At 67.4% G+C, this 14,946-nt stretch carries 12 protein-coding genes; 8 read left to right on the top strand and 4 right to left on the bottom strand.

What is annotated here, in order from left to right; genetic code table 11:
* Window positions 1-8 precede the first annotated feature (8 nt).
* From DFR40_RS08450 to DFR40_RS08460, 3 genes are all read left to right on the top strand, one after another.
* Window positions 9-608, top strand: a complete 600-nt coding sequence (locus tag DFR40_RS08450) for an FMN-dependent NADH-azoreductase (RefSeq protein ID WP_121458049.1) — start codon at window positions 9-11, stop codon at window positions 606-608.
* A gap of 41 nt (window positions 609-649) precedes the next feature.
* Window positions 650-1,510, top strand: coding sequence for a pirin family protein (locus DFR40_RS08455; RefSeq protein WP_121458050.1), 861 nt, complete (start codon window positions 650-652; stop codon window positions 1,508-1,510).
* A gap of 73 nt (window positions 1,511-1,583) precedes the next feature.
* Complete coding sequence (locus DFR40_RS08460; RefSeq protein WP_121458051.1) at window positions 1,584-3,413, top strand: SLC13 family permease; 1,830 nt, start codon at window positions 1,584-1,586, stop codon at window positions 3,411-3,413.
* Between the two features lie 3 nt (window positions 3,414-3,416).
* On the opposite strand, the gene DFR40_RS08465 is transcribed toward DFR40_RS08460, so the two are convergent.
* On the bottom strand, window positions 3,417-6,854 hold the full coding sequence (locus DFR40_RS08465; RefSeq protein WP_121458052.1) for an indolepyruvate ferredoxin oxidoreductase family protein: 3,438 nt from the start codon (window positions 6,852-6,854) through the stop codon (window positions 3,417-3,419).
* Window positions 6,855-6,994: 140 nt separating this feature from the next.
* The gene (locus DFR40_RS08470; RefSeq protein ID WP_121458053.1) at window positions 6,995-8,374 is read right to left on the bottom strand and encodes an FAD-binding oxidoreductase; all 1,380 of its coding nucleotides are present in this window, start codon (window positions 8,372-8,374) and stop codon (window positions 6,995-6,997) included.
* A gap of 165 nt (window positions 8,375-8,539) precedes the next feature.
* On the opposite strand from DFR40_RS08470, the gene DFR40_RS08475 reads away from it, so the two are divergent.
* The 5 genes from DFR40_RS08475 to DFR40_RS08495 all read left to right on the top strand — a co-directional run bounded on the left by DFR40_RS08475 (window position 8,540) and on the right by DFR40_RS08495 (window position 13,299).
* Window positions 8,540-9,775, top strand: a complete 1,236-nt coding sequence (locus DFR40_RS08475; protein ID WP_121458054.1) for a branched-chain amino acid ABC transporter substrate-binding protein — start codon at window positions 8,540-8,542, stop codon at window positions 9,773-9,775.
* Window positions 9,776-9,845: 70 nt separating this feature from the next.
* Window positions 9,846-10,769, top strand: a complete 924-nt coding sequence (locus DFR40_RS08480; RefSeq protein ID WP_121458055.1) for a branched-chain amino acid ABC transporter permease — start codon at window positions 9,846-9,848, stop codon at window positions 10,767-10,769.
* Entirely contained in the window at window positions 10,766-11,839 is a 1,074-nt protein-coding gene (locus DFR40_RS08485) for an ABC transporter permease subunit (protein WP_121458056.1), read from the top strand. The genes DFR40_RS08480 and DFR40_RS08485 overlap by 4 nt, the downstream gene beginning before the upstream one ends.
* A complete protein-coding gene (locus tag DFR40_RS08490; RefSeq protein WP_121458057.1) occupies window positions 11,836-12,597 on the top strand; it encodes an ABC transporter ATP-binding protein in 762 nt (253 codons plus the stop codon). The genes DFR40_RS08485 and DFR40_RS08490 overlap by 4 nt, the downstream gene beginning before the upstream one ends.
* A complete protein-coding gene (locus tag DFR40_RS08495) occupies window positions 12,598-13,299 on the top strand; it encodes an ABC transporter ATP-binding protein (protein WP_121458058.1) in 702 nt (233 codons plus the stop codon).
* A 15-nt stretch (window positions 13,300-13,314) separates the two neighbouring features.
* Here the strand turns inward: DFR40_RS08495 and DFR40_RS08500 are convergent, their stop codons facing one another.
* A complete protein-coding gene (locus DFR40_RS08500) occupies window positions 13,315-13,929 on the bottom strand; it encodes a LysE family transporter (protein ID WP_121458059.1) in 615 nt (204 codons plus the stop codon).
* 2 nt (window positions 13,930-13,931) lie between these two features.
* Complete coding sequence (locus DFR40_RS08505) at window positions 13,932-14,939, bottom strand: CDP-6-deoxy-delta-3,4-glucoseen reductase (protein ID WP_121458060.1); 1,008 nt, start codon at window positions 14,937-14,939, stop codon at window positions 13,932-13,934.
* Window positions 14,940-14,946 lie beyond the last annotated feature (7 nt).

Consider the following 14,946-nt stretch of genomic DNA (forward strand, 5'->3'; position numbering starts at 1 on the left):
GAAAAACCATGAACATCCTGCAGATCAATGCCAGCGCCCGTTCCGCCGGCGCCAACTCGACCCGCCTCGCCGACGCCGTCACCGCCCGCCTGCGGGCACAGCATCCGGACGCCGTCGTCCAGTTGCGCGACCTTGCCGCCGCGCCGCATCCGGTACTCGACGAACCGGCCCTCGCCGCGCTGTTCACCCCGGCCGAGCAGCGCACGCCGGAACAGGCCGCCCGCATCGCCCTCGACGACGCGCTGATCGCCCAGGTCCAGGGCGTGGACGTCATCGTCCTCGGCGTGCCGATGTACAACTTCGGCGTGCCCGTGCAGCTGAAGACCTGGATCGACGCGATCGCCCGCGCCGGCGTCACCTTCCGCTACACCGCCAACGGTCCGGAAGGCCTGCTCAAGGGCAAGAAGGTCTATGTCGCGCTGGCCCGCGGCGGTCTTTACCGCGATACCCCGGCCGATTCGCAGGTGCCTTACCTGAAGAGCGTGCTCGCCTTCCTCGGCATGAGCGACGTCGAGTTCATCTACGCCGAAGGCCTGGCGATGGGCGCCGACGCCGCGGCCAGCGCCTTTGCCGAAGCCGACCGCCAACTCGATCAACTTTTCGCCTGAACCCCGGTCTGACCGGACAGGCAGAACCAGGAGAAAACACCATGAGCCACCAGCTTCGCAGCGTCGAACGCCTGGTCCAGGGACGCCCGACGTCGGACGGCGCCGGCGTCCGCCTGACCCGGGTACTGACCCAGAACCTGCAGCGTCGCCTCGATCCCTTCCTGATGCTCGACGCGTTCGCCAACGAGAATCCGGAGGATTACATCGGCGGTTTCCCCGATCATCCGCACCGCGGTTTCGAGACGATCACCTACATGCTCGCCGGCCGCATGCGCCACCGCGACAGCGCCGGCAACGAGGGCCTGCTCGGGCCGGGCGGCATGCAGTGGATGGTCGCCGGCAGCGGCCTGATCCATTCCGAACTGCCGGAGCAGGAGGCCGGGCTGATGGAAGGCTTCCAGCTGTGGCTGAACCTGCCGGCGGCGGCCAAGATGACCCCGCCCAATTACCGCGATGTGCCGGCGGCGGCGATTCCCGAGTACGTCACCGCCGACGGCGTCGGCGTGCGCGTCATCGCCGGGCGCAGCGGCGATGTCGCCGGCGCCGTCGAACGGCCGCTCACCGAGCCGCTCTACCTCGACCTGCACCTGCCTGCCGGCAGCCGTTTCACGGCGCCGGTGGCGGCCGGGCACAACGCATTCGCCTACGTCTATCGCGGCAGTGTCGACATCGCATCGACCACGGTCGACGCCCGTCACATGGCAATTCTCGCCAACGACGGCGATGCGGTCGAGTTCGTCGCCGCGGCCGAGGCCCGCCTGATCCTGGTCGCCGGCCGGCCGCTCGGCGAACCGATCGCCCAGTACGGTCCGTTCGTGATGAACACCGCCGAGCAGATCGAGCAGACGCTGCGCGACTACCGCGACGGCAAGTTCGAGGCGGCCGTGGTGCAGGCGCTGTAAGGCCGGCGGCGCACGGGGTGCCGCCGGGCATCCCGTTTGACTACAATGGCCCGGTTTTTCCTTCGGCCGGTCCATGAACCACGACATCCTGATCGTTTTCGCGCTGCTCGGCGCCAGCGTCTTCGCTTTCGTCATCAACCGGCCGCGGATGGATGCGGTGGCGCTGCTGGCGCTGCTCGGCCTGATCCTGTCCGGTATCCTCAGTGTTGACGAGGCACTGGCCGGTTTCAGCGAGCCGAGCGTGATCCTGATCGCTGCCTTCTTCGTCATCGGCGAGGCGCTGGTCCGCACCGGCGTCGCCTTCCGTGTCGGCGACTGGCTGGTCGGCCGGGCCGGCAACAGCGAGGTGCGCCTGCTGGTGCTGCTGATGCTGGCGGTCGCCGGGCTCGGCTCGGTGATGAGTTCGACCGGCGTGGTCGCCATCTTCATCCCGGTGGCGCTCGGCATCGCCGCGCGGATCGGCGTCGCGCCCGGCCGGCTGATGATGCCGCTGGCCTTCGCCGGGCTGATCAGCGGCATGCTGACGCTGGTCGGCACGCCGCCGAACATGGTCATCAACAGCGAGCTGGCGCGCGCCGGCCACGCCGGTTTCGCCTTCTTCGACTTCACCCCGATGGGGCTGGTCATCCTCGTTCTCGGGGTCGGCTACATGGTCGCGGTCCGTCGCCGGCTGGCGGCGACGGTTGCGCCCGACGGCCAGGCGCCGACGCGTCGCCGGCTGCTCGACCTGGCCGCCGACTACGCGCTGCTCGGGCGTGCCCGTCGCCTGCAGGTGATGCCCGGCTCGCCGCTGATCGGCCATACGCTGGGCAGCATGCAGCTGCGCAAGCGCTTCGGCGCCAACGTCATCGCCATCGAGCGTCAGCGCAAGTTCGGCAACGACATGCTGAGCACCTCGGCGAACCGGGAAATTGCCTGCGACGACGTGTTGACCGTGGACTTCGTCCATCCCGAGCTCGACCTGGTCCGCTTCTGCAGCGAAATGCACCTGCACCAGCTGGCTTTCCGCCAGGATTACTTCAGCGACACCTCGCGCGAGCTCGGGCTGGCCGAAGTGCTGGTGCCGCCGGGCTCGGGGCTGATCGGCAAGTCGATCCTCGAACTGCGCATGCGCTCGCAGCGCGGGATCAACGTCGTCGGCCTGCGCCGCCGCGGACGCCCGCTCGGCGACGGCCTGCTCGAGCAGAAGCTGCGCATCGGCGACACCCTGCTGATTGCCGGTACCTGGAAGGCGATCCGCCTGCTGACGACGCAGGCCCAGGATTTCCTCGTCCTGACGCTGCCGGCCGAGATCGCCGAAGCGGCCCCGGCGGCGCGGCGGGCGCCGTTCGCGCTGCTCAGCCTGGCGATCACGGTCGGCCTGATGATCGGCGGGGTCGTGCCCAACGTCGTCGCTGCGCTGATCGGCTGCATGCTGATGGGCGCCTTCCGCTGCATCGACATGGCCGGTGCCTACCGGGCGATCCACTGGCAGAGCCTGATCCTGATCGTCGGCATGCTGCCCTTCGCGCTCGCCCTGCAGAAAACCGGCGGCATCGCGCTGATCGTCGACGCGCTGCTCGGCGTCACCGGCACCGCCTCGCCGCGCCTGGTGCTGGCCAGCCTGTTCGCGCTGACCGCGCTGGTCGGGCTGTTCATCTCGAACACGGCGACGGCGGTGCTGATGGCGCCGATCGGCATCGGCCTGGCGGCGCAGCTCGGCGTCTCGCCGCTGCCCTTTGCCATGACCGTCGCCCTGGCCGCTTCGGCGGCTTTCATGACGCCGGTGTCGTCGCCGGTGAATACCCTGGTGATCGGACCAGGGCATTACCGGTTTGTCGACTTCGTCAGGATCGGCGTGCCCTTCACGCTGCTGGTGATGGCCGTCTGCGTGCTCCTGCTGCCCGTGCTTTTCCCCTGGTGAGGCTCAGCCCGGGCGGCGGCTGCGGGCCGTCGCCGCGGCCTGCGCGCGGACCGGCCCGAAGCCGCGCACTTCCGCCGGCCAGGCGGCCAGCGCCAGGCGTTGCGGACCGGGCGACAGCGTTGGCAGGCGGCTGAGGTCGGCTTCGTAGTCGGCCAGCAGCTGCCGGTCGAGTCGGGCTTCCTCGCCCTGGCGCCAGGGGTCGAGCCAGCTGCCGCGCAGGCCGCGGGCCTTGGCCAGCAGGCGCAGCGCCGGCAGCAGCCAGGGGCCGAAGCGCAGCTTGCGCGGCCGGCCGTCCGGGCCGGGGCGGGCCAGTCCCGGCGGCGCCAGGTGGAAGGCGAGCTTGCCGCCGCTGAAGGTATCGCCGAGGCGCTGCAGGAAATCGCCCTGCGTATACAGTCGGGCGACTTCCCAGGCGTCCTTGGGCGCGAGCAGGCGCGCGTACTGCTCGGCCACCGTGCGCGTCAGCGCCTCATCGCCGAGGGCGCGGATGGCGGCGACGCGCTGCCTGTAGCGTTCGGCCAGCGCCGCGTCCTGGTAGGCGGTGAGGTGGGCGGCGCGGTGGGCGATCAGTTCGTCGAGGCTCATTTCCCGGCGCGGCTGCTTTTGCGGCCCGGCGATTTTTTCGACTTTCTGCCGGTCGACCGCAAGACGCCGGCCCCAGAGGAAGGCCTGGCGGTTGGCAGCGATGGCCGTACCGTTGAGTTCGATGGCGCGGTCGAGCGAGGCCGCCGATACCGGCACCAGCCCCTTCTGCCAGGCGTAGCCGAGGAGCAGGGCGCCGGCGAACAGGGTGTCGCCGAGCAGGCGTTCGGCGAGGTGCTGGGCGTCGAGGAAATCGACGGCGTCGGCGCCGAGGGTGTCGGTCAGCTGCTTCTGCAGGCCGGCCTGCGGGAAGCGCCAGTCGCGGTTGCGGGTGAATTCGGCGGTCGGTGTGTCGGTGCTGCTGACCACGGCGCGCGTCTTGCCTTCGAGCATTTTCGCCAGGGCGTCGCTGCTGGCGCTGACCACCAGGTCGCCGCCGAGGATGGCGTGCGCTTCGCCGGTGGCGATGCGGGCGGCGTGGATGTCCTCGGGCCGGTCGGCGATGCGCAGGTGCGAGAAGACGGCGCCGTACTTCTGCGCCAGCCCGGTCATGTCCAGCGTCGACACGCCCTTGCCGTCGAGGTGGGCGGCCATGCCGATCAGTGCGCCGAGGGTGATCGTGCCCTGACCGCCGACGCCGGTGATGATCAGGTTCCAGGGGGTTTTGGTGGACGGTAGTGAAGGCGCCGGCAAAATCGGCCAGTTTTCATGGTCGACCGTGGGATTCTGTTTCTTCAGCGTGCCACCCTCGACGGTGACGAAACTCGGGCAGAAGCCCTTCAGGCAGGACAAATCCTGGTTGCAGGCGGACTGGTTGATGCGCCGCTTGCTGCCGAAATCGGTGTCGACCGGTTCGACCGACAGGCAGTTGGACTGCACCGAGCAGTCACCGCAGCCTTCGCAGACGGCCTCGTTGATGAAGGCACGCTGCGTCGCCGCCGGCATCTTGCCGCGCTTCCTGCGCCGGCGCGCTTCGGTAGCGCAGACCTGGTCGTAGATGAGGACCGAGACGCCGGGGTATTCGCGCAGCTCGCGCTGCACGGCGTCGAGCTCGTCGCGGTGGCGGACGGGGACGTTCGGGGCGAGATCGCTGATCTCGGCGTATTTCTCCGGCTCGGCGGCGACGATGACCATTTTGCCGACGCCTTCGGCCTCCAGTTGCCGCGTGATGCGGGCGACGCTGAGGACGCCGTCCACCGGCTGGCCGCCGGTCATGGCGACGGCGTCGTTGTAGAGGATCTTGTAGGTGATCGGCACTTTCGCCGCGATGGATTGCCGTATGGCGAGCAGGCCGCTGTGGAAATAAGTGCCGTCGCCGAGGTTGGCGAAGATGTGCTTTTCCTCGGTGAATGGCGCCTGGCCGACCCAGGGCACGCCTTCGCCACCCATGTGAGTGAAGGTCGAGGTTTGCCGATCCATCCAGGTCACCATGTAATGGCAGCCGATGCCGGCGACGGCGCGCGAGCCGTCCGGGACTTTGGTGGAGGTGTTGTGCGGGCAGCCGGAGCAGAAGTGCGGCTTGCGCTCGGCGAGCACGACCGGCATCTTCGCCACCTGTTGCTTGGCTTCCAGCATCTTCAGGCGGGCGGCGATGGCCGGCGAAGTGAAGAAGCGGTCGATGCGCTGGGCGATGACGCGGGCGATGCTCGCTACCGGCAGTTCGCCGGCGGCCGGCAGCAGCCAGTCGCTGTGCGCCAGGTAGCCGGCGTCGCCAGCGGTCCACTCGCCTTTTTCGTCGAATTTGCCGACGATGCGCGGGCGCACGTCGTCGCGCCAGTTGTACAGCTCTTCCTTGAGCTGATATTCGAGCAGCTGGCGCTTCTCTTCGACGACGAGGATTTCCTCCAGGCCTTCGGCGAAGTGGCGCACGCCTTCCGGCTCCAGCGGCCAGACCATGCCGACCTTGTACAGGCGGATGCCGATCTGCGCGGCCAGGGCGTCGTCGATGCCGAGTTCATCCAAAGCCTGGCGCACATCGAGATAGCTTTTCCCGGCGGTGAGAATGCCGAGGCGCGGGGCCGGCGAGTCGATGACCACGCGGTCCAATTTGTTCGCCCTGCAGTAGGCCAGCGCCGCGTAGAGCTTGTGGTTGAGCAGGCGCGCTTCCTGCACCAGCGGCGGGTCCGGCCAGCGGATGTTGAGGCCGTCGGGCGGCAGGGAAAAATCGCTCGGAATCCTGATATCTACCGCTGCGGCATCGATATTCACCGAGGCCGAGGTTTCGACCGTGTCGGCCAGCGCCTTGAACGCCACCCAGCAGCCTGAATAGCGGCTCATCGCCCAGCCGTGCAGGCCGAAGTCGAGGTATTCCTGCACGTTGGCCGGGTAGAGCACCGGCATCATCACCGCCTTGAAGACATGCTCGGTCTGGTGCGGCAGGGTCGACGACTTGGCCGCGTGGTCGTCGCCGGCGATGACCAGCACGCCGCCGAACTTGGCCGAACCGGCGGCATTGGCGTGGCGGAAGACGTCGCCGCAGCGATCGACGCCCGGCCCCTTGCCGTACCACATGGCGAAGACGCCGTCGTATTTGGCGCCGGGAAACAGGCCGACCTGCTGGCTGCCCCAGACGGCGGTGGCGGCGAGGTCTTCATTGACGCCGGGCTGGAAGGTGATCTGGTGCTCGGCGAGATGCTGCTTGGCTTGCCACAGGCCGAGATCGAGGTTGCCGAGCGGGCTGCCGCGATAGCCGGAAACGAAGCCGGCGGTATTGAGCCCGGCGGCGAGGTCGCGCTCGCGCTGCAGCATGGGCAGGCGGATCAGCGCCTGGGTGCCGGTCAGGAAGACGCGGCCGGTGTTGCGGGTGTACTTCTCGTCCAGCGTCGCGGATACCGACGCCGGCAAATCGGGCTTGCCCATTTTTGTCTCCGTTTTTTTCGGTCTTGTGGACCGGTTGCTGTGTTCCCGCGACACCGGGGTGGTGGTGTGCGGGAATTGGAGCTTGGAGTATCGGGGCGGGAGGATGGTTCGCGCAAGAGGGGCGGCGGAGCGCCCCGGCGCTAGGGCAGTATCTTGCCGGGGTTGAGCAGTTGCTGCGGGTCGAGTGCCTGTTTCAGGGCGCGCATCACGTCGACGGCGACGTCGCCGTGCTCCTTGGCCAGGTACTTGCGCTTGCCCAGCCCGATGCCGTGTTCGCCGGTGCAGGTGCCTTCCATGGCGATGGCGCGGTCCACGACGCGGCTGCTGATCCAGGCCGCCTCGTCCATTTCCTTCGGATTGTCGGGGTCGACCAGGACGACGAGGTGGAAATTGCCGTCGCCGACGTGGCCGAACAGCGCGATCGGGATCGAGACCCGGGCGATGTCTTCGTTGGTTGCGGCAATGCACTCGGCCAGCCGCGAGATCGGCACGCAGACGTCGGTCGGGAAGCAGCGGCAGCCGGGCTTGAGCTGCAGGCAGGCGAAATAGGCGTCGTGGCGGGCCTGCCACAGGCGGCTGCGGTCTTCCGGCCGGGTCGCCCATTCGAAGTTGGCGCCGCCCAGTTCGCCGGCGATGGCCTGCACGGTTTCCGCCTGTTCCTCGACGCCGGCCGGGCTGCCGTGGAATTCGAAAAACAGCGTCGGCGCCTCGGCCAGCGTGGTCTTGCTGAACTTGTTGATGGCCTGCAGCGAGAGCGTGTCGAGCAGTTCGATGCGCGCCACCGGCACGCCGAGCTGGATGGTCTGGATCACCGTCTGCACGGCCGACTCGATGTCGGGGAAGGTGCACACCGCGGCCGAGATGGCTTCGGGAATCGGGTAGAGCTTGACGGTCAGCTCGGCCATGATGCCGAGCGTGCCTTCCGAGCCGACCAGCAGGCGGGTCAGGTCGTAGCCGGCCGAGGACTTGCGGGCGCGGCCACCGGTCTGCATGACGCGGCCGTCGGCGAGTACCGTCGTGGTCGCCAGCACGTTGTCCTTCATCGTGCCGTAGCGTACGGCATTGGTGCCCGAGGCGCGCGTTGCCGCCATGCCGCCGATGGTCGCGTCGGCGCCCGGATCGATGGGGAAAAACAGCCCCGTGCCTTTCAGGGCGTTGTTGAGCTGCATGCGCGTGACGCCGGCCTGCACCGTGGCGTCGCCGTCCTCGGCGTGGATGGCCAGTACCTGGTTCATGCCCGAGAGGTCGAGCGAGATGCCGCCCTGCGGCGCCAGCACATGGCCTTCGACCGAGCTGCCGACGCCGTAGGGAATGATCGGCACGCCGTGCTCGGCGCAGAGTTTGACGGTTAACACGATTTCTTCGAGGTTTTCCGCATGCACCACGGCCTGCGGCGGTTGCGGCTGGTGTACGGATTCGTCGCGGCCGTGTTGCAGGCAGGTCGATTCGCCTTGCGAGAAGCGGTTGCCGAAACGCTCGGCAAGGGCCTGGCGGAGGGTGTCGGGAAGGGCTTGTTTCATGGTCTTGGCGGTGGTCGGCGGAGGCCGAACGCTATCACACTCCTGCCGGCCCGCGACAGCCGCGGCAATGGGGGAAAATTCGTCTTGACGATGGCTTACTTAAGTGAGCAGAATCGACACCTGCTGTTTTGCCCCTTCCCCCTCGAATACAGGAGAACCACCGATATGCAAGCGAAGCTTTCCGTAGTTGCTCTTTCCGTTGCTGCCGCCTTTGCCCTTTCCGCCTGCGGCGAGAAGGAAGCCCCGGCGCCCGTCGCTGCTCCCGCTGCCCCGGCCGAAAAACCGGTGGTCGTCGTCAAGCTCGGCCATGTCGCGCCGATGACCGGCCCGCAGGCTCACCTGGGCAAGGATAACGAAAGCGGTGCCGTGCTTGCAGTCGAGGAACTGAACGCGCAAGGCCTCGAAATCGGCGGCGCCAAGGTCAAGTTCGAACTGGTCTCGGAAGACGACCAGGCCGATCCGAAGCAGGGCACGATCGTCGCCCAGAAGCTGGTCGATGCCAAGGTCAACGGCGTCGTCGGCCACCTCAACTCGGGAACCACGATCCCGGCCTCCAAGCTTTACGCCGATGCCGGTCTGCCGCAGGTCTCGCCGTCGGCGACCAACCCGAAGTACACCCAGCAGGGCTTCGCCACCGCCTTCCGCGTGATGGCCAACGACGTCCAGCAGGGCAAGGTGCTCGGCGAGTTCGCCGTCAAGCAGGGCGTCAAGACGGTGGCCATCATCGATGACCGCACCGCCTACGGCCAGGGCCTCGCCGACGAATTCCGCAAGGCCGCCGAAGCGGCCGGCCTGAAGGTCGTCGCCAACGAGTACACCAACGACAAGGCGACCGACTTCAAGGCGATCCTGACCAAGATCAAGTCGACCAAGGCCGAGCTGGTCTTCTACGGCGGCATGGACGCCCAGGGTGGCCCGCTGGTCAAGCAGATGAAGGATCTCGGCATCAAGGCCAAGTTCCTCGGCGGCGACGGCGTGTGTACGCCGGAGTTCATGAAGCTCGGCGGCCCGGCTGCCGACGGCCAGTTCTGCTCGCTGCCGGGCATGCCGCTCGAACAGCTGGCCAAGGGTCCGGAGTTCAAGAGCAAGTTCACCACCAAGTTCGGCTATGAAATCCAGCTCTACGCGCCGAACGCCTACGACGCCGTGATGGTCCTCGCCGATTCGATGAAGCGTGCCGACTCGGTCGAGCCGGCCAAGTACCTGCCGAAGCTGCGTGAAACCAACCTCGAAGGCGTCACCGGCAAGATCGAGTTCGACGAATTCGGCGACCTCAAGGGCGGTGCGATTTCGGTCTACCAGTACCAGGGCGGCGCGCTGAACTACGTCGAAACCCTGGGCGGCGCCCCGGTTGCCGCCCCGGCAGCCCCGGCCGCAGCACCGGCGGAAGAGAAGAAGTAAGCAGCTCGTCTGCTCAGAGAAACGGCACCGCAAGGTGCCGTTTCCTTATCTTGCGGTCAACGGATTCAAAATGGATATTTTCCTTCAACAGATCATCAACGGCCTCGTCCAGGGCAGCATCTACGCGCTGGTCGCGCTGGGCTACACCATGGTCTACGGCATCATGGGGCTGATCAACTTCGCCCACGGTGAAGTGGTGATGATCGGCGCCCTGGTCAGCATCACCGTCACCGGCACGCTCGCCGCCGCCGGCATGCCGCTCGGCCTGGCCGGCCTGTGTGGCCTGGTTGCCGCCATCCTCTCGTGCATGGCGCTCGGCTGGAGCCTCGAGCGCATCGCCTATCGGCCGCTGCGCGGCTCGCCGCGGCTGACGCCGCTGATCACCGCGATCGGCATGTCGATCGTCCTGCAGAACCTGGCGATGATCGTCTGGGGACGCAACTACATGACCTTCCCGCCGCTGCTGCCGAAGATCAACTTCGAATTCGCCGGCACCCATTTCACCCTCGTCCAGGTCGTCATCGTCCTGCTGTCGGCGGCGATGATGGCCGGCCTCGTCTTCCTCGTCTATCGCACCAAGCTCGGCATGGCCATGCGCGCCACCGCGCAGAATCCGGCGGTGGCCAGCCTGATGGGGGTCAACACCAACCGCGTCATCGCCGCCGCCTTCGTCGTCGGTTCGGCGCTGGCCGCGGTCGCCGGCGTCATGGTCGGCAGCTACTACGAGATCGCGCATTACCAGATGGGCTTCATGCTTGGCCTGAAAGCCTTCACCGCCGCCGTGCTCGGCGGCATCGGCAACCTTGCCGGGGCGATGGCCGGGGGCGTGCTGCTCGGCATCATCGAGGCGCTCGGTGCCGGCTACATCGGCGATCTCACCGGCGGCTTCCTCGGCAGCCACTACCAGGACATCTTCGCCTTCGTGGTCCTGATCATCGTGCTGATGTTCAAGCCCTCCGGCCTGTTCGGCGAGAAGACGGGAGACCGCGCATGAAAAACTGGCTCAATCCCCGGTCGACCGTCGGCATCGCGCTGATCGCCGTTGCCCTGATCGCGCTCCCCTTCGTCGTCGGCGCCGCCGGCCAGGCGTGGGTGCGCATCCTCAACTTCGCCATCCTCTACGTCTTCCTGGCGCTCGGGCTGAACATCGTGGTCGGTTTCGCCGGCCTGCTCGACCTCGGCTACATCGCCTTCTATGCGGTCGGCGCCTATACCTGGGCATTGCTGGCGAGTCCGCACTTCGGCCTGCATTTCCCGGTCTGGGCGATCCTGCCGATCGGCGCCGTGCTCGCCTGCTTCTTCGGCGTGCTGCTCGGCTCGCCAACGTTGAAATTACGTGGTGACTACCTGGCGATCGTGACGCTCGGCTTCGGCGAGATCGTGCGCATCTTCATGAACAACCTGAACTCGCCGGTGAATATCACCAACGGGCCGCAGGGGATCACCCTGATCGACCCGGTCAGGTTCGGTGATTTCAGCTTCACCGGCACCTCGCAGATTCTCGGCCTGACCCTCGGTGGACCGCAAAAGTACTACTTCCTGCTGGTCGCGCTGGCGATCCTGGTGATCGTCATCAACGTCCGCCTCCAGCATTCGCGGATCGGCCGCGCCTGGCAGGCGATCCGCGAGGACGAGATCGCCGCCAAGGCGGTCGGTATCAACACCCGCAACGTCAAGCTGCTCGCCTTCGCGATGGGCGCCTCGTTCGGCGGCATCGCCGGCGGCATCTTCGCGGCGATGCAGGGCTTCGTCTCGCCGGAGAGCTTCTCGCTGATCGAGTCGATCATGGTCCTGGCGATGGTCGTGCTCGGTGGCATGGGTCACATCCCCGGCGTCATCCTCGGTGCCGTGCTACTGACCTTCCTGCCCGAAGCCCTGCGCTACGCGGTGACGCCGGTGCAGATGGCGCTTTTCGGCAAGATCCTGATCGATCCGGAGAGCTTGCGCATGCTGATCTTCGGCCTGGCGCTGGTGCTCGTGATGCGCTTCAAGCCGGCCGGCCTGTGGCCGTCGCCGGAACGCAGCCGGGAACTCGGCGACAAGGTGGCGGAGGGGGCCAAATGAGCGACATCCTGCTCGAAGCAAAAGCCGTCGCCAAGCACTTCGGCGGCGTCAAGGCGCTGCGCGACGTCTCGCTGACCATCCGCCGCGGCGAGGTCTATGGCCTGATCGGCCCGAACGGCGCCGGCAAGACGACTTTCTTCAACTGCATGACCGGACTCTACATCCCGGACGGCGGCGGTTTCGTCTTCGACGGCCTCGCCCTGCAGGCCGACGCCCCGCACCAGGCGGCCGAGCGCGGCATCGCCCGGACCTTCCAGAACATCCGGCTGTTCGGCAACATGACCGCAATCGAGAACGTCATGGTCGGTCGCCACGTGCGCACCAAGGCCGGCGTCTTCGGCGCGATGCTGATGAATCGCCGCACCCGCGACGAAGAGGCGGCGATCCGCCAGCGCGCGCTGGAACTGCTGCACTACGTCGATATCGCCGACCGCGCCGACGATCTGGCCAAGAACCTTTCCTACGGCGACCAGCGTCGGCTGGAGATCGCCCGGGCGCTGGCCACCGAGCCGAAGCTGCTGTGCCTGGACGAGCCGGCGGCCGGCATGAACGCCACCGAAACCGAGGAACTGCGCGTGCTCATCGAAGGCATTCGCAACGACGGCACGACCGTCCTCCTGATCGAGCATGACGTCAAGCTGGTGATGGGGCTGTGCGACCGCGTCGCGGTGCTCGACTACGGTTCGCTGGTCATCGAGGATGTACCGGCCGTGGTGCAGAAGGATCAACGTGTCATCGAGGCTTACCTGGGGGCGTGAATGCTTGAAGTAACCGGACTCCACGTCGCCTATGGCGGCATTCAGGCGGTGCGCAGCATCACCTTTCATGTGAACGAAGGCGAGACCGTGGCGCTGATCGGCGCCAACGGCGCCGGCAAGACGACGACGCTGAAGGCGATCTCGCGGATGGTCGGGGCGACTGGCGACGTGCATTTCTGCGGCGAGAAGATCCTCGGCATCTCGCCGCACGAGATCATCCGCAAGGGCATCGCGCTGGTCCCCGAGGGGCGCGGCGTGTTCCCCCGCCTGTCGGTGCTCGAGAACCTGCGCATGGGCGCCTTCATCCGCGACGACAAGGCCGAGATCGAGGCCGACATCGAGCGCATGTACGCTTATTTCCCGCGACTCAAGGAACGTGCCGACCAGCTTGCCGGTACCCTGTCGGGCGGCGAGCAGCAGATGCTGGCAATCGGCCGGGCGCTGATGAGCCGGCCGAAGATGCTGCTGCTCGACGAGCCGTCGATGGGCCTGGCGCCGATCATGGTGCAGAAGATCTTCGAGGTCGTCCGCAACGTCGCCGCTGCCGGCATGACCATCCTGCTGATCGAGCAGAATGCCAAGCTGGCGCTCGAATCGAGCCAGCGCGCCTACGTCATGGAAAGTGGCCAGATCACGCTCAACGGCGAGTCGGCCGATCTGCTCCACGACCCCAAGGTCAAGGCCGCCTACCTCGGCGAGTGACCCGGCGGGCCGCCCTCAGCGGCCCGTCAGCAGCTTGGCGCCGAAAGCGATCAGCGCGGCGCCGGCAAGCTTCTCGAGCACCCGTGCGGCGGTCGTGCCGCCTTGCAGGCGGGCGCCGAACCAGCGGGCAATGGCGATCGCAGTGAGGCAGTAGAGCAGGGTCAGGACGGCGATGCTGGCAGCCATGAAGGCGAAGGTGAGCAGGCCGAGGTGACGCGCCGGATCGACGAAAAGCGGGAAGAAGGCCATGTAGAAGACGATCGCCTTCGGGTTGAGCAGGGTGATCATCATCGCCTGGCGCAGGTAGTGGCGCGGCTTGATCTCGAGAATCGGCGCCGCGCCCGGTTTGGCCAGCAACATGCGGGTGCCGAGCCAGGCCAGGTAGACTGCGCCGCCCCACTGGATCGCCGTGAAGATCGCCGGGTGCGCGGCCAGGGCAGCAGCAACGCCGGCCACCGCGAGCCACATCAGCACCTGGTCGCCGAGGATGACGCCGAGCGTCGCCGCCAGCCCGCCGCGGACGCCGCCCTTGGCGGTCGAGGTCAGCAACGCCAGGTTGCCCGGGCCGGGGATCGCCAGGAAGACGAGCACGGCAGCGACGAAAGCGCCATAGTCGGCGACGCCGAACATCTTCAGCTCGCCGAGAAGGTGAAGGCGTCGGAGAAGAACTCTTCCGCCGGCAGCCCGCAGCGGGCGACCAGGTCCTGGCGGGCGACGTCGATCATCAGCGGCGAGCCGCAGGCGTAGACCTGGAAGCCGGAGAGGTCGGGAAAGTCCTCGATCACCGCCTGGTGTACGAAGCCGGTGCGTCCGTTCCAGGCGTCGCCGGCGGCCGGCGCGGAAAGGACCGGGACATAGCGGATGTTGGCGTGGGCAGCGGCCCAGGCCGCGGGCAGGGCGTCCTGGTAGAGATCGGCACGGGCCCGGGCGCCCCAGTAGATGTACAGCGGTTGCGCATGGCCATCGGCCAGCGCCTGCTCGACGATCGCCTTGATCGGCGCAAAGCCGGTGCCGCCGGCGAGCAGGATCACCGGCTTGGCGGCGTCGTTCTTCAGGAAGAAACCGCCGTGCGGGCCGCTGAAGCGCAGGATGTCGCGCACCTTGAGCGTGGTGAACACCTGTTCGGTGAAAAAGCCGCCGGGAACGTGACGGATGTGCAGTTCGAGCAGCTTGCCCTCGCCCGGGGCGTTGGCCAGCGAGAAGCTGCGCTTGCGACCGTCCTTGAGCAGGATGTCGATGTACTGGCCGGCGAGGAAGGCCAGTTGCTCGCTGGCCGGCAGGCGCAGCTTGAGCTCGATGACATCGGGCGCCAGTCGCTCGAGCGACTCGATGCGCGCCGGCAGCGTCTTGACCGGGATGTCGTGGGCGCTGCGCAACTGGCGGCATTCGATGACCAGGTCAGAGGTCGGGCGGGCGCAGCAGTAGAGCGCCTGGCCGGCCGCCTTGTCGGCGTCGGCAAGCTGGGCCTTGCCGTGGTCTACGCTGCCTTCGAGGATCTGCCCCTTGCAGGCACCGCAGGCGCCGTCCTTGCACCCGTAGGGCATGCTCAGGCCCTGGCGGAGGGCGGCATCGAGCAGCGATTCATCGGCTTCGGCCGCGAACTGGCGGCCGCTCGGCTGGACTGTCACTTGGTAGCGCATCGGTTCC

This window comes from Azonexus fungiphilus (genome assembly GCF_003634965.1).
GTDB classification, from domain to species: Bacteria; Pseudomonadota; Gammaproteobacteria; order Burkholderiales; family Rhodocyclaceae; genus Azonexus; species Azonexus fungiphilus.